A 20,131-nucleotide genomic window follows, 5' to 3' on the forward strand; every position below is an offset into this window, starting at 1 on the left:
CGTGGGCGCGTGCCCGGGTTCGCGGAGCTGGTCGGCCGCTCAGGAGCGGCGTCCGGAGCAGGGGGATCAGTACCTGGGAGTCGCTGGAACGCTAGCCGGCTCCGCGGCCCAGGACACGGCGGGCCGCCTCGGCCTCGGCCGCGGGAGGGGACAGTTCGTCGAGCGTGTCGAGCTCGTCATCCGCTTCCAGTTCCCGTTCCCAGGCCGCCGCGAGCCTCTCCTGCTCCTGGCGCGGCCGGGCGCCGATCGTCTCCCGGTGATCCGGGTCGAGGGCTGCCAGGAATCGTCCTACCGGATCCGTCGGCATTCCGTGCTCCTTGTCGCATGGAGGGGTGCCACTCTGGGTCAGTATGGCCGAATATGCGTGCACCGGCCGCCCGAGTCCGCCGGGGGCACTCCGTGGCCTACTCGACGGCCGGGTCCTCCTGGGCGTGCCGTACCGCCTGCTTCACGGCCTGCTCCACCTCGAACCGGCTGGCCTCGGTGGCCGCGGCGTGCGCGGTGATGGCCGCCTGTACCGCCTCGGACGCCTCGCGCCAGCGGCGCAACTGGGCGTCGTACTCGTCACCGGTCAGGCCCGCGAGCTTCGCGCGCTCTACTTCGGCGGATCGTTCCAGCTTGATCAACTCATCGGGGACCTCTGCCACGGGCACGGATCCTAGACGGCGGGTGTGCCGCGTCGGCCGGAGGACCTACCGGCCGATCGGGTAGAGCCCGTCGTCGGTCTCGCACGGGCGGCGTCCCACCTCTACGTCCCCGCACGCCGCAGTGCGCACTCCAGGAGCGCTCCCGCCGCCCAGCGCATGACCTCCTTCGCCTCGTCGGCGTCGAGTCCGCACGCGTCGCGGGTCGAGACGAGCGCTTCCACGCCGTACACCAGCATGACCGCCATGGTCAGGCGACGGTGCTCGGCGGGCGGGAGGACGTCGGCCAGGGGTTCCAGGGCGCTGTGGGTCAGGTCCAGACGGGTGCGGTTGCGGAAGGGGAGGTCGCCGGCCCGCTCGCCCTTGTCGACCTGCTGCCAGCGGTCCAGGCCGGCCCGCAGCACCGCCCGCCACATGGCCTCGTCACCGAGTCGTTCGTCCGCGATCCGGGAGACGACCGCATCGAGCCGCTCGGCCGGCTCCTCCGGAAGGTCGGCCAGGACGTCCGGCGCCCGCATGAATGTGCGGGCCTCCTGCAGCAGGTCCGAGGGGCGGGAGAAGGAACGATACGCCGTGGCCGTGGAGACCCGGGCCGTCTCGGCGGCCTCCGCGATCGTGACCGTCCTGCCCTCGCGCAGCAGCGCGACCGCGGCGTCGCGGCGGACGAGCGGGTGGACTCGGTGATGCCGGCGGTGCGCGACGGCGTGACCATCGCCCGCCGCCGCTGACACCCGGGCACGCACGCGGCCAACGGGGCCCGACGACGCATGAACGCGCCGCGGGCCAGGCGTACAGCCGTCCCAGCCGGTGCACACGACGCGTCCGGCCGGGATCCGAGGGAGCAGGTCCGCGTCAAGTCACACCAATCGCTCCACTGACAACCAGTCCCTCTGTCAGGATGACCGTGTAAAGGGCGGGACTGACGGGAGGTCTTCGTGGACGAGTGGTTAGTGGTCGAAGTCGCCGGTGACCGGGCCGCCGACGAGCTTCGGTCGCTGCGTGACTGGCTGGTCGCCGAGGAGGAACTGCGCGGACGGGTGCGGCTGGAACTGCCCCCGCCGGCGCCGGGTGCCCTGGGCTCGCTCGTGGCGGCACTGACGGTCGCGCTCGGCCCCGGAGGCGTGGCGACAGCCGCCGCCAGCGTACTGATCTCCTGGCTGCGCCGCCGTACCGGCAACATCTCGGTCAAGGTGGTCCGGCCGGACGGGACATCGGCGGAGTTCAGCGCCACCAACGTGCTCAGCCTGGACGCGGCGGAGGTACAGCGGATCACCGCTGAACTCTCCCGTTCCCTCGGCCCCGCCGGCGATCGGGAAACCGGTGACGCGGGCTGAGCCGCCGGGCGCGTCCCCGGCGACCGGGTTCAGTTCGCCCGGATCGCGCGCCCTGCTCATCGGCACCGGACGTCACCTCCCCGGCTCTCAACTGCCCGACGTGCCCGCGGTGTCGGCCACCATCCGGGAGCTCGGCCGCACCCTCGTCGACACCTGCGGGCTGCGGCCGGAGAACCTTCTCCCGCCGCTCCTCGATCCCAAGGACCCGATCGAGTTCGGCAACGCCGTCGTCACGGCCGCCAAGCAGGCCGAGGACGTCCTCCTGCTCTACTACGTCGGCCATGGACTGGTCAGCCCGGGCAACGAGCTCTACCTGGCCACGGCCGCGACGGACGACCTGGCCGAGGGTCTGGCGTTCAAGGCGCTGCCGTATCAGGCGGTGCGCGACGCGTTCAGCAACTGCCGGGCGCGCTCCATCGTCGTGGTGCTGGACTGCTGCTTCGCCGGACGCGCACACGGCTCCTTCGGCACGGCCGCGACCGACGCGTTCGCGCTGGCCTCGCTCAGCGGCAGCTACGTGCTGGCTTCCGCCTCGCGGGACGAACAGGCACTGGCACTGCCGGACGAGCCGTACACGGCGTTCACCGGAGAGTTGCTGCGCTTTCTGCACGAAGGCGACCCGGGCGGCCCACCGGGACTCACCATCGAGGGCGCCTACCGGCACCTGCGCCGCGTCCTGCCGCTCCGGCACCTGCCCGCACCGGAGCGGCACCTCAGCGGCCGGGCCGGGGACCTGGTGCTGGCGGCCAACCCGGCCGCCGCACCCCGGCACACGCCGCCGGCCACCCCCGCACGGCCCGAGCAGACCGACGAACAGATCTGCCCCTATCCGGGCCTCGATCCGTTCACCGCCGACGACGCCAGGTTCTTCTTCGGCCGGGCCCAGGTCACCGCCGAGTTGCTCACGAACCTGGCCGACTGGTCGCAGGACGACGGGCCGGTCGCCCTGGTGGGGCTGTCCGGCGCGGGAAAGTCCTCACTGCTGCGGGCGGGGCTGCTGCCCGCCGTCAAACGCGGTGAACTCCCGCTGCCCGGCGCCGGTACCTGGCCGCAGTTCATCCTCACCCCCGGCGAACACCCGCTGGACAGCCTGGCCGGTCAACTGGCCGGCCCCACCGGACACCCGAAAGCCGAGCTGATCGCCGAGCTGCGCGCCGACCCGACCCGCTCGGCCGACCTGGTGCGCCGCGCCCTGCACCGGTGGAGCGGCGGCCAGGACGTACCGGGCGGCCGGCTGCTGCTCGTGGTGGACCAGTTCGAGGAAGCGTTCACCGCGTGCCAGGACGAGCAGGAGCGCCGGAGCTTCATCAGCGCGATCTGCTCGGCCGCGACGGGCGATCAGGCCACCGCCGCCGCACCGGCCCTGGTCGTACTCGGCATCCGCGCGGACTTCTACGCCTCGTGTCTGGCCCACCCCGAGCTGGTCGACGTGCTCAAACACCGCCAGTTCCCGGTCGAGCCCATGACGCCGGAGCAACTGCGCGAGGCGATCGAGAAACCCGCCGAAGTGGCCGGTCTGGAGCTCGAAACCGGCCTGGCCGACACACTGTTGCGCGATCTGCGGGCCGACCGTGAGTTCGCCGGCGGCACCCTCCCCCTGCTGGCCTACGCGCTCTGGCTGACCTGGGGCTGCCGCGAGGGCCGCACCCTGACCCTCGCCGGGTACGGCGCGACCGGCGGCATCTGGGACGCGATCACCCAACAGGCCGACCTCACCTACGACAGCCTGGCCCCGGACGCCCAACGGGCCGCCAAGCTGATGCTGCTGCGCATGGTCCGGATCAGCGAGAGCACCGAGGACACCCGCCGACGGCTCGATCTGACCGACCTGCTGGCCCAACGACCGCCCGACGAAGCCGCCGCCATCGCCGCCGCCCGCGACGCGCTGGCCGGCGCACGCCTGATCACCGTCGACGGCACCAGCGCCCAGATCGCCCACGAGGCACTGCTGCGCGCCTGGGAGCGGTTGCGCGGCTGGATCGACACCAGCCGCGCCGGCCTGCTGGTCCAGCAGAAGCTGCTCGACGCGGCCGAGTCCTGGGAGAGAGACGGACGCGACCCGAGCGGTCTCTACCGTGGCAGCCAACTGGAACTCGTCCGCGACCAGTTCGGTGACACCGGTCGGCACGGTGGCCACGACGGCCAACTCGGCGAGCTGGCGGCCGAGTTCTTCGCCGCCAGCGTACGAGCCGACCGTCGGCGCCGCCGCGTCCGGACGGGCACAGCCGTCACGCTGATCCTGTTGGTGGTGGCCTCACTGATCGCGACCGGTTTCGCCGTGCAGGGCCGCAAGCAAGCGCAGAGACAGCAGCGCTCGGCGATCGCGGAGGCGCTGGTGCGCGACGCGGACTCCGCCCGAGCCAACGATCCCAGGCTGGCCCTGCAACTCGGCATCGCGGCCGACCGCCTGGACCACACCCCCGCGACCACCGCGAACCTCCTCAGCAGCCTGTTCACGCCCTACGCCAGTACCCTGGCGGGTCACAGCGGCGCGGTGACCGGTGCCGCGTTCACGCCCGGCGGGCGGACCCTGGCCACCGCAAGCCAGGACGGCACCGTCATCCTGTGGGACACCAGCGACCCGCAGCACGCCACGCAGCTCGGCCGGCTGCGGGGCCCCAGCTACGGCGTGTTCAGCGTGGCGTTCAGCCCGGACGGGCGTGTTCTCGCGGCCGGCGGCAGCGACCGAGCCGGACTCACCGTGCAGATGTGGGACGTGAGTTCGCCGGGACGACCACGCCGCCTCGGTGAGCCGTTGACCGGGCCGGTCAACGTCCACACGCTGGCCTTCACACCGGACGGACGCACTTTGGCCGCCGGCGAACAGGACGGCAGGGTCTGGCTGTGGGACACCGGCGAATCCGAACACCCCCACCGGCTCGGCCAGCCCCTGACCGTCCAGAACACGGACGTCTCGGCCCTGGCGTTCAGGCCCGACGGGCATCTGCTCGTCACCGGCGGCCTCAACGGCACCGCGGTTCTGTGGGACATCACCGACCGCGCTCACCCCCGGCGGCTCAAGAACCCGGTCAGCCACCCGGACGGGGTGACCGCCCTCGGCTTCACCCCCGACGGTCGTACGCTCGTCACCGGCGGCGGAGACGGAAAGGCCAACCTCTGGAACGCCGGTGATCCGGACCACCCCACCTGGGTGAGCCAGATCCCCGTCGGAGACGCCCCGGTGAAGGCACTGGAAGTGTTCCGGCACGAGATCGACGTGGCACTGGCCGACCATTACACGACTGTGTGGAACACCGCGCAGCCGACCGCTCCCCGCATGGTCAACAGTTCCATCACCGGGGCGTCCAACTGGACTGGCGCGGTGGCGTTCGCCCCGCACGGCGACCTGCTCGCCACCGGGAGCGCCGACAACACGGTGATCTTGTGGCAGGGCAAGAGCGACAACGGAAGCGTTCCGCTCTCCGCCCGTATCGGAGGCATCGGTGCTGTGCAGTCGATGGCCCTGCGCTCGGACGGCCACGCGGTGGCCACGGGCGGAGTGGACGGCAAGGTGACCCTGTGGGACCTGACCGATCAGAAGCATCCCAGCGGTACCACACGCAAGACCGTGCGCCACAAAGGCAGTGTGTTCGGGGTGGCCTTCAGTCCCGACGGGCGCGTCCTGGCCAGCGGCAGCCTGGACCACACCGTGATCCTCTGGGACGCCGGTGACCTCCACCACCTCCGCAAGATCACACAGTTCACCGCCAACAACGGCGGAGTCGACGGGCTGGCCTTCAGTCCCGTCGGCCATACCCTCGCCACCGTGGGCGGGGATGCCGCGATCACGCTCTGGGACACATCCGACCCCTCCCGTCCCCGGCGCATCGGCCGGCCGATCACGGGCCACCGTGCGGGTGTGGACACGGTGGCCTTCAGCCCCGACGGACACACCCTGGCCACCGGAAGCTGGGACGGTACGGCCAGACTGTGGAACATCGACGACCCGGCCCGGCCGCGTCCCCTGGGCAAGCCACTCGCCGGCCACACCAACTGGGTCTCCTCCGTGGCCTTCAGCCCCGACGGACACACCCTGGCAACGGGCAGCCTGGACTCCAGCATCATCCTGTGGGACATCACCGACCCGGCCAGGGCCCAGCACCTCGGCCCGCCGCTCGTCCAGCACAACAGCTGGGTCCTCGGGCTGGCCTTCGGCCCTGACGGCCACACCCTGGTGTCCGGCAGCGCTGACCACACAGCGATCCTCTGGGACGTCACCGACCCCGTCCACCCCTATGACCTCGGCGTGGTGGGCAGCAACCACACCGAATCGGTCACGTCCGTGGCGATCAGCGCCGACAACAAGACGCTGCTGACCGCTTCCGCGGACGGCATCGTCAACCTGAACAGCCTGGCAAGGCTCAACAACGCGCGCACCCACGCCCGCGACCTCGCCTGTGCCCGGGTCGGTCATGAACTCAAGGAGCAATGGGCCCGCTATATCCACGATCTGAGATTCCAGCACACCTGCTGACGGGGACAGGACGACCGCGCGTGCGCCCCGTCCACCGATGCCGGTTCAGCGACCGGCGTCGGTGGGCGAGGTGGGCGGCCTGCGGCGAAAGATCTCGGCCACCGCCGTGTTGGCGACCACGATGACCGCCACGACTACGGCGGCAACAGGATGCCCGGCTCCGTACAAGGCCGCTGCCCCGCCACCCAGCACCACCGCCTTGACGGCGAGCACGAGGGGCAGCCGTGGCCGCAGCCGGGCCTTGGGAGCCGCGAACAACGACCACAGCACGATCGCCAGCAGGGGCGTTCCCAGGCCGAGCAGGAGACGAAGGGCTCCGCCGTCGCCGACGGTGAAGCCCCACCAGCTCAGACATGCCAGCGCAGCGAGCTCCAGCAGGAACGCCAGGAGTTCGTTGGCGGTGTACCAGCCCCGCTCATCGATCACTGCCATGGCGTCGGGGCGTTGTGACATGGAGTCCTCTCGATGCGCCGGGACCCCAGCATGACAGGGTGGCGGCGCGTGCAGCGCCCTTTCGCGGAACCGCGGACAGACCCCCGGAATCGGCCGGGGGCGTTCCCCGACTAGGTTGGCGGCATGGATAACGACTGGCGGTCGGACCGGATCGGGTCTGCGCTGCGGGATGAGAACCCGACGGTGCTGCGGCGGCTCGAGTCGGGGTTCGCGGTGATCGGCGACATTCAGTTCTTGCCGGGTTACTCGGTCCTCCTCGCGGACGAACCGGGAGTTCAACGGTTGTCCGACCTGCCGAGGGCCAAGCGGCTGGCGTTTCTGTCCGACATGGACCGGCTCGGAGAGGCGGTCGAGCGGGCCTGCCGGCGCGTGGACCCCGCCTTCCGCCGGGTCAACCTGGAGATCCTGGGAAACACGGATTCGTTCCTGCACGCGCATGTGTGGCCGCGGTTCGAGTGGGAGCCGCCCGAGTTGGTGGGCAAGCCGGTGTGGCTGTATCCGCCTGACCGGTGGCGAGACGAGCGGTTCCGGCTCGGTCCGCAGCACGATGTACTGCGGGAGACGATCAGCGGCGAATTGGACAGGCTGGGTTCGACGACCTGACGTGCCCGGGGCCCCGCGGGAGCGGTTGGACCGGAGCCGCCGGCACCGGAGCGTCCCCCGCCGCCACCGCAGCGCCGCGGACTCGGGTATGCGCCTCCTCCGTTCTCGGAAGCGACTGCAAGGTCACCCGATGGAACGAGGACCACCGGCGTGACATGGGGCTGTCCGAGGTCGTTGACCAGGCTATGAAGAAGATCACCGCACTCGCCGCGCTCACCGTGGCGGGTTTCTCCCTCGCCACCCCGGCCCACGCCGCCAGCGACGGCGACCACCCCAACCACGGCCGCATCAACGTCGCCGGCCGGCCCTTCACCGGCGCCAACCTCTGCAAGCAGGCGCTCGGACTCGTCCCCTTCGCCGCACCGTGGACCGGTGACTCGGTGGACGACGCCTGCAACAACCGCGACCACACCGAGCGGGCCCGCACTTGGTCCGAACAGCCCGGCTCCCTCTCCGGTCAGCGGTGAACGCACGCCGGTACCTGCCGGCGGAGTGCGTCACCCTGCTCCTCAGGCTGTGGGCGGCCCCGCTCGCGAGGTTCAGCGGCGAACCTCCGAGCGGGGCCGCGGTGTCCGCGCATCAGACGCGGACGTCCACACCTCGCCTTGTGTCCGGTCCGGCCCGCCTGTCGTGGACGGGCGGCCACCGGGGCTGGCCCGCGCCTGCGGCCGGGCCGGCGGGCTGACGCGGACCGGGAGGTTCTGCCCCGGCAGTCAGGAAGGGCCGGCCGCCTACCAGTAGTGCCGTCGGCCGGCGACCGCGTGCCCCATCGAGCCGAGGATCCAGAAGATCGCGCCGATGACCACGAGGATGATCCCGATGGTCCACAGGATCGACAGACCCGTGACGAAACCGACGACGAGCAGGATGATACCGAGGGCGATCATGACGCGCCTCCTGTTGACGAACTCGCTCCTATCCCTGCGGGTGCCCCGAAGCGGACGGTGTCATCATCCGGAGGCCGGAAATCTGCAGAAATCCCACACAGGCATGAACGGCCAGGACAGCGGACCGCAGCGGGGAGCGCCGGCTCAGGGAAGTCGCCGGGAAGCCTCGCTCGGGAGTTGCTGCTCCGCCCAGATGGTCTTGCCCGTGGCGGTGTACCGCGTGCCCCAGCGCTGGGCGACCTGCGCGACCAGGAAGAGACCGCGCCCTCCCTCGTCGGTGCTGTGGGCACGGCGCAGGTGCGGAGAGGTGTTGCTGGCGTCCGACACCTCACAGATGAGATTCCGTTCGTGGATCAGACGCAGACTGATCGGTCCGCAGGCATGCGTGATGGCGTTGGTGATGAGTTCGCTCACGATCAGCTCGGTGGTGAAGGCGATGTCCTCCAGCCCCCAAGCGGCCAACTGACAGGCGGCGTTGTCGCGGGCCTCGTGCACCGTCCGGGGATCGGCCGGCACCTCCCAGGAGGCCACGCGGTCGGGGGCGAGGGCGCGCGTCCGGGCGATGAGGAAGGCCACGTCGTCGTGCGGGTGGTCCGGCAGCAGAATGCGGACCATCGTGTCGCAGATCTCCTCCAGCGGCCGGTCGGGGTGGGCCAGGGCGAAGCAGAGCCGCTCGAAGCCGACATCGACGTCGCGGTCCGAGGCCTCGATCAGGCCGTCGGTGTAGAGGGCAACGACACTGCCCTCCTCCAGTTCGATCTCGGCCGACTCGAAGGGGAGACCGCCCAGGCCCAGCGGGGGGCCGGCGGGGATGTCGGGCAGTTCGACGGGTTCGCTGAGGTGGGCGATGGCGGGCGTGGGATGCCCGGCGCGCGCCACGCTGAGTTTCCGCGAGATCGGGTCGTAGACCACGTAGACGCAGGTCGCACCGATCACCACCGGTCCGTCCGTGGCCGCCTCCGCCTCGTCCGCCAGGCGCACGACGAGGTCGTCGAGGCGGGCGAGCAGCTCGTCGGGGGGCAGGTCCAGGTCGGCGAGTGTCTGTACGGCCGCACGCAGCCGGCCCATGCTGGCCGCCGCGTGGATGCCGTGGCCGACGACGTCCCCGACGACCAGGGCGACGCGGGCGCCGGACAGCGGGATGACGTCGAACCAGTCGCCGCCCACGCCGGCCTCGGCATCGGTCGGCAGATAGCGGTAGGCGACGTCGACGGCACAGTGATCGGGCAGATCGGGAGGGAGGAGACTGGTCTGCAGGGCGAGGGCCGCGTGGTGCTCACGGACGAAACGCCGGGCGTTGTCCACGCACACCGCGGCCCGCGCCACCAGCTCCTCCACGAGCAGTAGGTCGTCCTCGTCGAACGGGTTGGGGTTCTCCCAGCGCAGCAGCGTGACCACCCCCATGGTCACGCCCCGGGCCCGGAGCGGCACCACCAGGTGCGTGTGCACACCGAGGGAGACGATCTTGGCCAGGCGCTCCTGATCACCGGCCAGCCACCATGTCGTCGGTTCCAGTACCGGATCGAGGATCGGCCGGCCCGTGGTCAGGCACCGCCGTTGCGGGGACACGGCCGGGTACCCGGTGGGCTCCCCGACGGGAACGATCGCCTCCGGAACCTCCTCGCGGATCGACCGGTGCACCGCCCGCTGCAGCGTGCCGCCGGCGACCGGTCCAGGGGCGAGATCCCGGGCCGCGAGGACGCTCTGGAAGAGGTCGATCGCCACGAATTCGGCGAGCTGCGGTACGAGGACCTCGGCCAGTTCCTGCACCGTGCGGTCGAGGTCCAGGGTGGTGCCGATGCGCTGTGCCGCCTCGTTGACCAGGGCGAGCCGCTCACGTGCCCGGTCCTGTGCGGTGAAGTCGACGGCGGTGTGACACACCCCGAGTGTCCGGCCGCCGATGTCCCTCAGCGGGAACGACGAGCGGAGCCTGAGGTGGCCCTGCGCGTTCCGGCGGGACCTGCCGTGCGGGGGTGGCACGTGCTCGACGGCGGGCGTCACCCGGCCCGACAGCAGCGCCTGGCGCGCCTGCCAGTCCACGGCCGACGGCACCTGTCCCGGTCCTGGGGGCGCGGCGGCGTGCTCGGCCCCGAGCTGAGCCGGCAGGCCCTCCATGGCGACCAGTGCCTGGTTCACCCACTGGAAGCGCAGGTCACTGTCGAGGACGGCGATGCCGATCGGGGACTCCTCCAGCAGGCCGCGCACCACCGCCTGATCGAGTTCCCACCGGCGGGAGTCGGAGACCTCGCAAGCCACGGCGAGCCAGGCGGAGCCCTGCTCCGCGCTCAGCGGACACGCCCGCAGAGCCAGCTCCACCGGGTGACCCGCACGGTGACGCGCGGTGATCAGGCCCTCCCAGCCCTCGCCGACCCGCTGCGCCGCGGACAGCGCGGACGTCGGCGAGTCCTCGCTCATGAGCACGGAGGTCGCGGGCCGCCCCAGCACGCTGGGGGCCGGATACCCGAGGAGGTCCTCCGCCCGCTGATTCCAGTAGCGGATCAGGCCGTGTCCGTCCACGAGGACGACGGCGGCAGAGGTGATGCCGAACGGATCGTCCTGGTGCTTGTTGTCCAGATCCCTCAGACCCATGGTGTCGGCCGCATCCGCAGGCGGGTTTTCTCACACCACGGTCTCACATGGGCCCGGGTGTGTCTTCGGGCCGACCACCCGGGCCTGCGCACATCCCGCGATCCGCGGGGCGGCTCCGTGACCGCTACCCGCGCGGGCGCTCGAACGTCAGCAGCAGCCCCTCCACGGCTCCGGGCCCTATGCGGCCCTTGACGTCGGCGGAGGTGATGGCCTTCAGGCCCCAGCCGTCCTCGGCGTGCTTGTTCAGGACCTTCTCCAGCTTGTCGCTGTCCAGCGCGTCGCCGATCAGCGACTCCCGGAATGTGACGACCTTGTACTCGTACGTGTAGCCGCTGCTCATGTGCGGAGTCCTCCTGAACCCGGGCCGGGTGCTCGTCTCATGGCCGGGGCAAGCTAATCATCAACGGGCCGCACAGCAGAAGCCCGTAGGTGTCCACTGGGTGGCATGGTCGCGCGAGAGCTTCGCAGGGCCCCGCCTCAGTGCGGAAGCGCCGAGGCGTCGTTGAGGCGGACCGCGCACTCCAGCAGGAGGGCGTGGACGAAGGCCTGGGGCAAGTTGCCGCGCAGCTGGCGCTGGCGCACGTCGTACTCCTCCGCGAACAGCCCGGACGGCCCGCAGGCCGCCCGGGTTCGTTCGAACCAGCGCAGCGCGCCGGCGCGGTCACCGAGGTGGTCGGTGGCCAGCGCCATGGTGAACCCGCACAGCAGGAAGGCCCCTTCGGCCTCGCCCAGCGGGATTCCCTGGTGAACGAAGCGATAGAGGTACCCGTCATCGGCCAGCTGCTCCTCGATGAAGCGGCGGGTGACCGCATTGCTCGGGTCGTCGGTGGAAGGAAAGCCGCGGGCCAGAGGCATCAGCAGAGCGGCCTCCGGCCCGTCGTCGTCGGCCGCCCGCCGCCAGCGGCCGTCCTCCCGCAGGCAGCGGTGCCGGGTCTCCGCGAAGACGGCCTCGGCGAGGTCGGTGCACCGCTGTCCCGTCCGCCCCGGCAGTACCTCGGCCACGCGTCGCAGACCACAGACCACACTCAGCCGGGACTGGGTCCACCACCGTTCGTCCAGTTCCCACAGCCCTGCGTCGGGCCGCCGCCAGTTGCGTTCCACCGCCTGGACCGCGACCGTGACCGCCCGCTCGGCCTCGGGTGTGAGCCGGTCGTGGTGAGCGGCGGCGGCGAACAGCTGCAGCACCTCTCCGAACGCGTCGAGCTGGAACTGATCGGCCGCACGGTTCCCGATCCGGTCCTGGCCTCCCGGGTAACCGGGAAGCGGAAGCCCCCGTTCGTCCGGTACGGGTCCGCCGTCGACGGTGTACGCCGGGTGCAGGCCCGCACCGTCGGCGAGAACGCGTTCGGCGGTGAAACGCACCGCGGTGTCGAGCAGGTCGTGCGGCCCGTGTGCGGCGACCGCGAGGCCGGCGTAGCTCTGGTCGCGCAGCCAGGCGAAGCGGTAGTCGTAGCTGCGGCCGGTGTTCGCGCGTTCCGGCAACGAGGTGGTGACGGCCGCGACCATACCGCCGGAGGAACTCGTCAGGCCGCGCAGGACGGCGTAGGCGTGCCGGGCGTCGCGCGGTGCGGCCAGGCCGGAGCAGTCGGGCACGGCCCGCCCCCACTCCTGCTCCGTCCGCGCCCACAGCCGCTCCGGATCCAGCCGGGCCGTGCTCTCCTTCTGCGACAACTCCAGGACCAGGTCGTGCTGCTCGCCCTTGCGCAGGCGGAACCCACCGCGCAGGACGGACTCGCCGTCCCACGCGGCCTGCTGCGCTCCGCGCAGCCGCAGCCGCAGACCGTCGGCGTGCGCGGTCCACGTGTCGCCCTCGAGGCGAGGGCCGCGCATCCCGCCCGCGCCGAAACCCGGACGCGCGTCGAGGGTCAGCCGCAGGCGTGCCTCGCCCTCTTCGACGCGCATCCGGCGCAACAGCACGAGACGGTCCACAGAGCCCGGCATCCCCAGCGCGTCGCGGCACTCGATCACGGAGTCGGCGGTCACCCACCGGCTGACCCGGATCAGCGTGCCGTCCTCGTAGTACCCGCCCCATACGTGCCAGCGGTCCTCCGGTTCGACGCCGAAGTACCCGCCGCCGCCGATCAGGGAGGAGAACACCGCGTCACTGTGCCAGCGAGGAGCGCACAGCCACACGATCCGGCCCTCCGGGTCCACCACGGCGCCGCGTTCGCCGTCGGCGAGGACGGCGTAGGCCCGCAGCACCCACGGCGGGCAGACGTCGGTCGGCGCATGTGCCGGCTTGTCCGCTGTGTCACCCATGGCACTGCAGTTTTCCCGGCCGCCCCGCCGGGAAACGCCCACTGTGCCGGCGGAGGCCCGACACGGCATCTTCAAGGGGCCCGGTGCGCCTGGCCCTCGGGCGTTCCTCGGCAGCGCGAACGGCAGCGCGGACGACAGGCCGAGGAGCGCGGCCCGAGGGCCGCCCCCCGTCAGCCGGGCGGCCGTCCCAACACCGCGACAGTGGGCCCGACCGCCTCGGCGGTGACCGGGGTCCTGCACGACGGCTCGGGGGCGGGCACGAGGCCTGAGCGGACGGTGCCGCCGCTCGCGCCGCACCCCGGTCCGCGGTCCCGGCCACCCACCGCCGTAGCCGGCACCGGCTGAGCGTGAGGCCGGCTACGAGGCGCCGTCGTACACCAGGAGCCCGTCCTCGCGCAGGCGTGCGCCGGGCGTCACGGTGTGCGCGCTGAGGCGGCCGTTGTGCATGAGGTGGTAGGCCGGTACCCCGCGCGCGAGGACCGCGAAATCCGCGATGAGGCGTCGGTGGCAGCGCCACCAGACCGCCTCCCGGCACATCACGGCGGTGCGGACGTCGGCGGCCTGGAGCAGTAGCTCGTCCGCGGCGGTGACGAACTCGTCGGAGCGGGTGTGGGCCGCGTAGCCGCGGAAGGAGACGTTGCGCCAGACGGTGTCGGGACTGTCCGGAGGGGGTCTGCGGAACCCGCCGAGGTCGGGCTCCCACCGGTACGCGATCCCGTGCTGCGGCAGCCACTCGGCCAGCCGCTGCCGGGAGAAGTGCGGGTAGCGGCGGCTGCCGGGGGCGGTGCGCACGTCCACGACGGCCGCCACGTCGGCCTGGCGCAGCAAGGAGACGATCCGCTCGCACTCGGCGGTGCTGTGCCCGAAAGTGAGCAGAACCCCGGCCATGAGGCCAGAGTCTCCATTTTTCCCGGACCCAGGCGTGACCGACAGGAGCGGTGCGGTGCGCCGGCGAGGCGAAGCCGCACGGCTACGCGGCGCGGCCACCGGGCTTCGCCGCGTCGAGCCGCGCACGGTGGGCAGGGGTCAGTAGCCGATGACGTCCGTGTATCCGTGTCCGGTGATGTCCTGTCCTGCCAGGGTGCCGGTCACGTGACATGCGCCGGTGTAGGCCGTTTCGGAGCCGGGCAGCCCACGATGGGTGATTTCGAGGGACGCGTCGAGGGCGGGGACGGTCAGGAGCCAGTGTCCCTCGTGGTCGGTCCGCCGGGCGTGGGTGATCAGGTGTGAGCCGTCGGTCTGAAGTTCCGTGAGCCAGGAGGAACCGTCCCCCACGGTGTCCCAGACGCTCAGGTACCGGCCCGCGCCGAGGTCCAGTCCGAGCCATGTGAAGCGCGGTGGCTGGGTGGCCCCGGAGACCCACTGACGGTCGAGCCAGGTGGGTCCGCTGACTCGGTACGTGACCCCCTCGACGGTCAGGGTTCCAGACGCGGTCAGACCGGGCAGCGCGTACTGCCCCGTCGTGCCGCCGAAGAAGGGGAACACCCCGCTGCCGCCGCTGTAGAGGACGGGTCCCTCCCGTCGAAGGGCGAGCCGCGCCGAGGCGGTGTCCGTCGCTCCCGAGATGTCGAGCCGGTCCAGATCTCCGCTCACGGCGAGGACCGAGGTCCGCACGTCGAGCGAGTCCGCGGCCACTTTCACGTCGCCCACGGCTTCGACGGCGTACGTGCCGCTGCTGTGGCCGTCTCCTTCCTGGAGCACCGCGACCGTGCTGTGACAGGCGCCCTGCATCAGCATGGTGTGGATCTTCACCCAGAAGACGTGCTCCCGGTCGTGCAGCCTGGCGCAGAACCACCAGGAGTCCGCGTTGTCGGGTGAGGTGGGGGCGAGGTCCTCGGCGGCGTTGACCAATGTGGGGCGGGTCGAGGTCATCGGATCTCCTGTCAGAGGGCGGCCGTTGCCGCATGAACGCGTGGAACGAAGGTGGTGGTGTTGGCCAGTTGGCCAGTTGGCCAGTTTGTCAGGGCGAGGGCTGAACCACCCTGTCGGGGTTGCCGGTCGTCCTCGCCGTACTGCCGGACGCTCGCGGTGCGTTCAGGCCGTTCCCCTGCCCGGCGCCCCGCTGACCGGCAGTGGCCCTGCGGGACGGGCCGAGGTGTGGCTGACCGGGTGCCGCCGCTGTGCCGGGACGGCTGATGGTGAAGTGTGCGGTGCCGCGTGGACCCTGTGTTGACGTGACGTCAGATCGCTGGTTCGGCCCAGACGTCGGGCGGGACGATGCCGGTGGACCGGCCGTACGGATCGAGCAGGCGCCCGAGGAGCTTGTCGTGGCGCAGGGTGATGACGCGGTCGACGATGTCGAGGCTGGGGTGGGTGGTGGCGAGCTGGGTCTCCAGGCGCAGGGCGTCGTCCACGGAGTGCAGACTGGCCTGCACGACGAGGTTGTGCGGGCCGGTGACGGCGGCGCAGTTGCGGGTTTCGGGCAGGCGGATCAGGGCGTGGCCGACGGCGGGCAGGTCGGTGGGCGGAACCCTGGCCCAGAAGGTGATGGCGACGGGCCAGCCGCCGAGGGGGCGGGCGAAGTCGCAGCGGAAGCGCAGGACGTCGAGTCGGGTCAGTTGCTCGATGCGGCGTTTGGCGGTGGACAGGCTGACGCCCAGGGCGGTGGCCAGCGCCTGGTAGGAGGCGCGGCCGTCGTGGACCAGCCGGCCCAGGAGGGCGCGGTCGAAGGCGCTGAGGTCACTGGGCCCGGGCCGGGGCGACCGGGTGGCGGGTGGTGCGGTGAGCCGGGCGCGCTGGTCGGGAGCGAGGGCGGCGATGCGCCAACGGCCGCCCTCGGTGAACATGTGGGTGACGATCCGGGCGTGGACGGCGGTGATGCCGGGGACGTGCGGGAGCAGGTCGAGGGTGTAGCGGGACAGGGCGTGCAGGTCGCGGGTGGCGACGGTGGCGAGGATGTCGTGGCCGCCGGCCGAGCGCTCGAGGGTGAGCATGTGCGGATGGCCGCCGAGGGCCTGGGCGACCGAGGCGGTGGCCCCCGGGGCGCAGTCGATCTGGGCGTAGGAAAGGCATATCCGGTCCAGCAACCGCGGGCCGGGTGAGAGCGCGACCCAGGCCGTGCCCTGCTCGCTGAGGCGGTTGAAGCGACGGGCGACGGTGACCGGGTCCACCCCGAGGGCGCGGCCGAGCTCGGTCCACGAGGCTCTCGGCCGCAGTTGCAGCGCGTGGATCAGCGCAAGGTCGTCCTCACTCAGCTGTTTGGCATCTTCCTGCATCAGCACCGGCCCCTTGGCGAGAATCCTGCGCTTCCACCGCCCTCAGTGGCCAGTCTCGCACTGTGGAAGGGGCACAGGCTCGCACGGGGCGGGCGGAGCAGGAGGACCGGGACATGGCGTTCGCCGACTACCAGAACGAGATCTACCTCGCCGGGCTGCACGGGGTGGCACCGCGGCTGCCGATGACCTACGCGGAGCTGGAGCCGCCGGCCCTTGCCGCGCTGACACCGTCGGTGCGCTCCTACGTCGCGGGCGGCGCCGGGGACGAGTACACCCAGCGAGCCAATGTCACCGCCTTCGCACAGTGGGGTCTCGTCCCGCGCATGCTGGTCGGCGCGAGGGAACGGGACCTGTCGGTCGACCTGTTCGGCATGCGCCTGCCCGCGCCGCTGTTCATGGCTCCGATCGGCGTGGTCGGGCTGTGCGCCCAGGACGGCCACGGCGACCTCGCCACCGCACGCGCCGCCGCCCGAACCGGTGTGCCGATGGTCGCCTCCACGCTGACCGTCGACCCGATGGAGCAGGTGGCCGCCGAGTTCGGCGACACGCCGGGCTTCTTCCAGCTCTACACCCCCACCGACCGGGAACTGGCCGAGAGCCTCGTCCACCGTGCCGAAAAGGCCGGGTTCAAGGGCATCGTGGTCACCCTGGACACCTGGATCACCGGCTGGCGCCCCCGCGACCTCGCCGTCAGCAATTTCCCCCAGCTGCGCGGACACTGCCTGGCCAACTACACCAGCGACCCGGTCTTCCGCTCCCGCCTCGCCAAGTCCCCCGAGGACGACCCGGCAGCCGCGGTGATGCGCTGGGCGCAGACCTTCGGCAATCCCCTCACCTGGGACGACCTGCCCTGGCTGCGGTCGATGACCGACCTGCCGCTGATCCTCAAGGGCATCTGCCACCCCGACGACGCCCGCCGCGCCGGGGACGCCGGCGTGGACGGCATCTACTGCTCCAACCACGGCGGACGCCAGGCCAACGGCGGACTGCCCGCGCTGCACTGCCTGCCCGGGGTCGTCGAGGCCGCCGGGGACCTGCCGGTCCTGTTCGACTCCGGCATCCGCTCCGGAGCCGACATCGTCAAGGCCCTCGCCCTGGGCGCGACCGCCGTCGGCATCGGCCGCCCCTACGCCTACGGCCTGGCCCTCGACGGCACCGACGGCATCGTCCACGTCCTGCGCTCCCTGCTTGCCGAGGCCGACCTCCTCATGGCCGTCGACGGCTACCCCACCCTGGCCGACCTCACGCCCGACACCCTCCGCCGCCTCCGCTGACACGAGACGGTACTTGCGCCCCTGACGCCCGACGCGGCCGGCGCCCGCGGAGCTCGGCGCCGGGCGGCGTGGGCCGCGCGGCACACGCCGTGCTCGTGTGAGCCCTGTACGCGCCCCCGCCCAGACGAGAAGACTGCCTTGGCGGTGGGTGGTTGGCCAGAACATCACCCACCGACATGGGTCCGAGTTCTCCGGAAGGCAGGTCGGCTGCTGTGCTGTTGAGGCTGCCCACATCCGTGTCCGAAGCCCAGGAGTGCCTGGCCGAGGGAGCCGTGCCGATCGGCGGGGCGACCCTCGTCTGGGCCACCTGGCAGCGGGACGGGTTCCCCGAACGGGCCATGTCGTTGCGGGAGTTGCCGGAAGCCAACGTGCTGGGGCGCGAGACGGTGGGCGGCGCGGTGGTCCTGCACCGGATCGACGAGCGGGTACCGGACGTGCTCCGCCTGGCGGCCGCCATGGTGGGCACCGGGGCCGTGCGGCGGACGGCGACGGTCGGCGGCAACCTCGTCGGCAGTACGCTGCGCTGTCTGCTGCCCGCGGCGCTCGTCCTGGACGCCCGGGCGACGGTGCTGGAATCCGACGGCGTCCAGGAGACGGACATGGCCGAACTGGTGGCCAAGCGTCCTGTCCTCGTCAGCCTGCGCTGGCGTGCACCGATCGCCTCCTCTTACCGCAAACTGGCCGGCGAGGCAGGCGGACCGCCACCCCTCGTCGTCGCCTCGGCGATCCACGCCGGCAGCGGCGGCAACCGCCTGCGGGTCGCCGTCCGTGACGGTCATGACGTACTCAGCGGCAGCGTCACGTACGACACCGATGCCGATGCCGATGCCGATGCCGATGCCGAGCAGACCCTGCACGCGCTGAGCGAGACGGCCCTCGCTGACCTGCCGCCCTTCGCATGGCAAGCCGTCCACTCACAGGTCACCGGCCTCCTCGGCGATCGCGGCACGGCCTGATGTGACGGATGGCCGACCGCTTCGTCCCTCGCCCTCTGCTCCGTCGTGCAGCACCCGCCGCCGAACACGCGGTGTGCGTGCCCTGAGGGTGGCTTGGCAATCGCTTGCAGCGGCCTCGGCCGAAGGCGCAGCATGGCGGTTCCCACCCGTTGTCCGGCAGGGAGCGGCCCCATGCGCCCGAGCTCGTCAGCAATGAGCGCGAGACGCGCACAGCCCGCGACGAGCGATGCCGGTGTCCCGTGTCTCCCGAAGGGGATGGACGTGCCAGAGCCGCTTGATGCCGTGACTCGTGTTGCCGCCGGCGGGCCCGGGTTCCCGCCGGAGGCGACCGCACCGCCGACGGTCGGTGTGGAGGAGGAGTTCGTCCTGGCCGACCGGCACAGCAGGTCGGCTGTGTACAGGTCCCCGTCCGTCGTACGCGCCGCCCGTACGCGCCTCGGTGCGCCGCATGCCACACCCGAACTCTCCCAGTCGCAGGTGGAGACCGTCAGCGCGGTGTGCCGCACGGCCGTCGAACTGGAGGCGGAGATCCTGCGATTACGCGCGGGTGCGGCCGCCGCGGCCGCCGAGTACGACTGCCTGCTGGTGCCCAGCGGCACGGCGGTCCTCGGCCGCTCCGGGCCACCACCCCTCCTCGACCAGCCGCGTTACCTCGCCCTCGCCCGCCGCTTCGGGCCTCTGGTCCACGATCAGGGCGTCAACGCCTGCCACGTGCACGTCGGCGTGACCGACCGGGAAGAAGCCGTGGAGGCGGTCAACCACCTGCGCGGCTGGATGCCCCTGCTGCTGGCCCTCACCGCCAACTCCCCGTACATCGGCGGGTCGGACACCGGATACGCGAGCTGGCGCTCCATGGTCTGGAGCCGGTGGCCCGCCGCGGGTCCGCCACCCTATCTGCGGGGCGCGGCCCACTACGCCCGGGTCGTCGACCAACTCGTGGCCACCGGGGCGGCGATGGACCCGGGCATGATCTACTGGCACGTCCGGCCCTCTGCGCATCTTCCCACCATCGAGATACGCATCGCGGACGTGCTGCCCGGCGCCGGGGCCACCACCGCGTACGCGCTGCTCGTCCGCGGCCTCGTCGGGCACGCCATCGAGGCGGCACGCGCCGGCGAATACGCGCCCGAGGCCCCCGACCTGCTGTTGCGGGCGGCATGCTGGCAGGCCGCCCGGCACGGTCCGGCCGGCACCCTGCCCGCCACCCACACCCGCGAGTGCGCCGCCACGCCCGTCGGCCGGCTGGTCGAGGAGCTGTGGAAACGGGCCGAACCGCACCTCAGCCGGTACGGCGACGACCAGTTCGTCGGCGACTGGCTGAGCGATGTCCAGCTCAACGGGACCGGCTCCGCGCGCCAGAGGCGGGTCGCGGAACAGTACGCAGGTCACCTGGAGGCCGTGGTGGACGACCTCGCTGTCGAGCTTCCCGGATGACGCGCTCGG

18 protein-coding genes are annotated in these 20,131 nt (G+C 71.8%); 7 read left to right on the forward strand and 11 right to left on the reverse strand.

Translation table 11 applies throughout. From position 1 onward, the window contains the following. Window positions 1-91 precede the first annotated feature (91 nt). The 3 genes from ACZ7GZ_RS24030 to ACZ7GZ_RS24040 form a co-directional block, all read right to left on the reverse strand. Window positions 92-307: a hypothetical protein gene (locus ACZ7GZ_RS24030; protein ID WP_471027253.1), complete on the reverse strand. Its 216-nt coding sequence runs from the start codon at window positions 305-307 to the stop codon at window positions 92-94. Window positions 308-404: 97 nt separating this feature from the next. Beyond that, the gene (locus ACZ7GZ_RS24035) at window positions 405-647 is read right to left on the reverse strand and encodes a hypothetical protein (RefSeq protein ID WP_471027255.1); all 243 of its coding nucleotides are present in this window, start codon (window positions 645-647) and stop codon (window positions 405-407) included. Between the two features lie 101 nt (window positions 648-748). After that, window positions 749-1,387 carry a TetR/AcrR family transcriptional regulator gene (locus ACZ7GZ_RS24040; protein WP_471027256.1) on the reverse strand — a complete coding sequence of 213 codons (639 nt, stop codon included), beginning with the start codon at window positions 1,385-1,387 and terminating at the stop codon, window positions 749-751. Window positions 1,388-1,579: 192 nt separating this feature from the next. On the opposite strand from ACZ7GZ_RS24040, the gene ACZ7GZ_RS24045 reads away from it, so the two are divergent. After that, window positions 1,580-1,978: an effector-associated constant component EACC1 gene (locus ACZ7GZ_RS24045; RefSeq protein ID WP_471027257.1), complete on the forward strand. Its 399-nt coding sequence runs from the start codon at window positions 1,580-1,582 to the stop codon at window positions 1,976-1,978. Beyond that, entirely contained in the window at window positions 1,965-6,452 is a 4,488-nt protein-coding gene (locus ACZ7GZ_RS24050; RefSeq protein WP_471027258.1) for a caspase, EACC1-associated type, read from the forward strand. The genes ACZ7GZ_RS24045 and ACZ7GZ_RS24050 overlap by 14 nt, the downstream gene beginning before the upstream one ends. Before the next feature lie 45 nt (window positions 6,453-6,497). On the opposite strand, the gene ACZ7GZ_RS24055 is transcribed toward ACZ7GZ_RS24050, so the two are convergent. Then, window positions 6,498-6,884: a DUF2568 domain-containing protein gene (locus tag ACZ7GZ_RS24055; RefSeq protein WP_471027259.1), complete on the reverse strand. Its 387-nt coding sequence runs from the start codon at window positions 6,882-6,884 to the stop codon at window positions 6,498-6,500. A 144-nt stretch (window positions 6,885-7,028) separates the two neighbouring features. On the opposite strand from ACZ7GZ_RS24055, the gene ACZ7GZ_RS24060 reads away from it, so the two are divergent. Continuing rightward, window positions 7,029-7,508, forward strand: a complete 480-nt coding sequence (locus ACZ7GZ_RS24060) for an HIT family protein (RefSeq protein ID WP_471027261.1) — start codon at window positions 7,029-7,031, stop codon at window positions 7,506-7,508. 155 nt (window positions 7,509-7,663) lie between these two features. Next, window positions 7,664-7,975: a hypothetical protein gene (locus ACZ7GZ_RS24065; RefSeq protein ID WP_471027262.1), complete on the forward strand. Its 312-nt coding sequence runs from the start codon at window positions 7,664-7,666 to the stop codon at window positions 7,973-7,975. Window positions 7,976-8,239: 264 nt separating this feature from the next. On the opposite strand, the gene ACZ7GZ_RS24070 is transcribed toward ACZ7GZ_RS24065, so the two are convergent. The 7 genes from ACZ7GZ_RS24070 to ACZ7GZ_RS24100 all read right to left on the reverse strand — a co-directional run bounded on the left by ACZ7GZ_RS24070 (window position 8,240) and on the right by ACZ7GZ_RS24100 (window position 16,458). Then, window positions 8,240-8,395 (reverse strand): DUF6131 family protein, encoded by a 156-nt coding sequence (locus ACZ7GZ_RS24070; protein ID WP_360081858.1) that lies wholly within the window; start codon window positions 8,393-8,395, stop codon window positions 8,240-8,242. A gap of 144 nt (window positions 8,396-8,539) precedes the next feature. Beyond that, a complete protein-coding gene (locus ACZ7GZ_RS24075; protein ID WP_471027264.1) occupies window positions 8,540-10,984 on the reverse strand; it encodes a SpoIIE family protein phosphatase in 2,445 nt (814 codons plus the stop codon). Window positions 10,985-11,108: 124 nt separating this feature from the next. After that, window positions 11,109-11,324, reverse strand: a complete 216-nt coding sequence (locus ACZ7GZ_RS24080) for a DUF4177 domain-containing protein (RefSeq protein WP_031168938.1) — start codon at window positions 11,322-11,324, stop codon at window positions 11,109-11,111. Between the two features lie 137 nt (window positions 11,325-11,461). Beyond that, window positions 11,462-13,243, reverse strand: a complete 1,782-nt coding sequence (locus tag ACZ7GZ_RS24085; RefSeq protein ID WP_471027266.1) for a glycoside hydrolase family 15 protein — start codon at window positions 13,241-13,243, stop codon at window positions 11,462-11,464. Between the two features lie 357 nt (window positions 13,244-13,600). Further along, complete coding sequence (locus tag ACZ7GZ_RS24090) at window positions 13,601-14,131, reverse strand: DUF488 domain-containing protein (RefSeq protein ID WP_471027267.1); 531 nt, start codon at window positions 14,129-14,131, stop codon at window positions 13,601-13,603. Between the two features lie 138 nt (window positions 14,132-14,269). After that, window positions 14,270-15,115 carry a lipocalin-like domain-containing protein gene (locus tag ACZ7GZ_RS24095; protein ID WP_471027268.1) on the reverse strand — a complete coding sequence of 282 codons (846 nt, stop codon included), beginning with the start codon at window positions 15,113-15,115 and terminating at the stop codon, window positions 14,270-14,272. 308 nt (window positions 15,116-15,423) lie between these two features. Beyond that, a complete protein-coding gene (locus ACZ7GZ_RS24100; protein ID WP_471027270.1) occupies window positions 15,424-16,458 on the reverse strand; it encodes an Lrp/AsnC family transcriptional regulator in 1,035 nt (344 codons plus the stop codon). Between the two features lie 113 nt (window positions 16,459-16,571). Between ACZ7GZ_RS24100 and ACZ7GZ_RS24105 the strand changes: the two genes are divergently transcribed. From ACZ7GZ_RS24105 to ACZ7GZ_RS24115, 3 genes are all read left to right on the forward strand, one after another. Next, window positions 16,572-17,732, forward strand: coding sequence for a lactate 2-monooxygenase (locus tag ACZ7GZ_RS24105; RefSeq protein WP_471027272.1), 1,161 nt, complete (start codon window positions 16,572-16,574; stop codon window positions 17,730-17,732). 212 nt (window positions 17,733-17,944) lie between these two features. After that, window positions 17,945-18,688 carry an FAD binding domain-containing protein gene (locus tag ACZ7GZ_RS24110; RefSeq protein WP_471027274.1) on the forward strand — a complete coding sequence of 248 codons (744 nt, stop codon included), beginning with the start codon at window positions 17,945-17,947 and terminating at the stop codon, window positions 18,686-18,688. A gap of 282 nt (window positions 18,689-18,970) precedes the next feature. Further along, window positions 18,971-20,122 carry a carboxylate-amine ligase gene (locus ACZ7GZ_RS24115; protein ID WP_471027276.1) on the forward strand — a complete coding sequence of 384 codons (1,152 nt, stop codon included), beginning with the start codon at window positions 18,971-18,973 and terminating at the stop codon, window positions 20,120-20,122. The last annotated feature ends 9 nt before the right edge of the window (window positions 20,123-20,131 follow it).

The sequence above is a fragment of the Streptomyces sp. NPDC037288 genome, from assembly GCF_055603265.1.

Coding starts and splice junctions, on each gene's coding strand:
- ACZ7GZ_RS24095 (WP_471027268.1), bottom strand. CDS start 15,115: ATGACCTCGACCCGCCCCACATTGGTCAACGCCGCCGAGGACCTCGCC.
- ACZ7GZ_RS24030 (WP_471027253.1), bottom strand. CDS start 307: ATGCCGACGGATCCGGTAGGACGATTCCTGGCAGCCCTCGACCCGGAT.
- ACZ7GZ_RS24070 (WP_360081858.1), bottom strand. CDS start 8,395: ATGATCGCCCTCGGTATCATCCTGCTCGTCGTCGGTTTCGTCACGGGT.
- ACZ7GZ_RS24060 (WP_471027261.1), top strand. CDS start 7,029: ATGGATAACGACTGGCGGTCGGACCGGATCGGGTCTGCGCTGCGGGAT.
- ACZ7GZ_RS24080 (WP_031168938.1), bottom strand. CDS start 11,324: ATGAGCAGCGGCTACACGTACGAGTACAAGGTCGTCACATTCCGGGAG.
- ACZ7GZ_RS24075 (WP_471027264.1), bottom strand. CDS start 10,984: ATGGGTCTGAGGGATCTGGACAACAAGCACCAGGACGATCCGTTCGGC.
- ACZ7GZ_RS24100 (WP_471027270.1), bottom strand. CDS start 16,458: ATGCAGGAAGATGCCAAACAGCTGAGTGAGGACGACCTTGCGCTGATC.
- ACZ7GZ_RS24090 (WP_471027267.1), bottom strand. CDS start 14,131: ATGGCCGGGGTTCTGCTCACTTTCGGGCACAGCACCGCCGAGTGCGAG.
- ACZ7GZ_RS24085 (WP_471027266.1), bottom strand. CDS start 13,243: ATGGGTGACACAGCGGACAAGCCGGCACATGCGCCGACCGACGTCTGC.
- ACZ7GZ_RS24105 (WP_471027272.1), top strand. CDS start 16,572: ATGGCGTTCGCCGACTACCAGAACGAGATCTACCTCGCCGGGCTGCAC.
- ACZ7GZ_RS24055 (WP_471027259.1), bottom strand. CDS start 6,884: ATGGCAGTGATCGATGAGCGGGGCTGGTACACCGCCAACGAACTCCTG.
- ACZ7GZ_RS24065 (WP_471027262.1), top strand. CDS start 7,664: ATGGGGCTGTCCGAGGTCGTTGACCAGGCTATGAAGAAGATCACCGCA.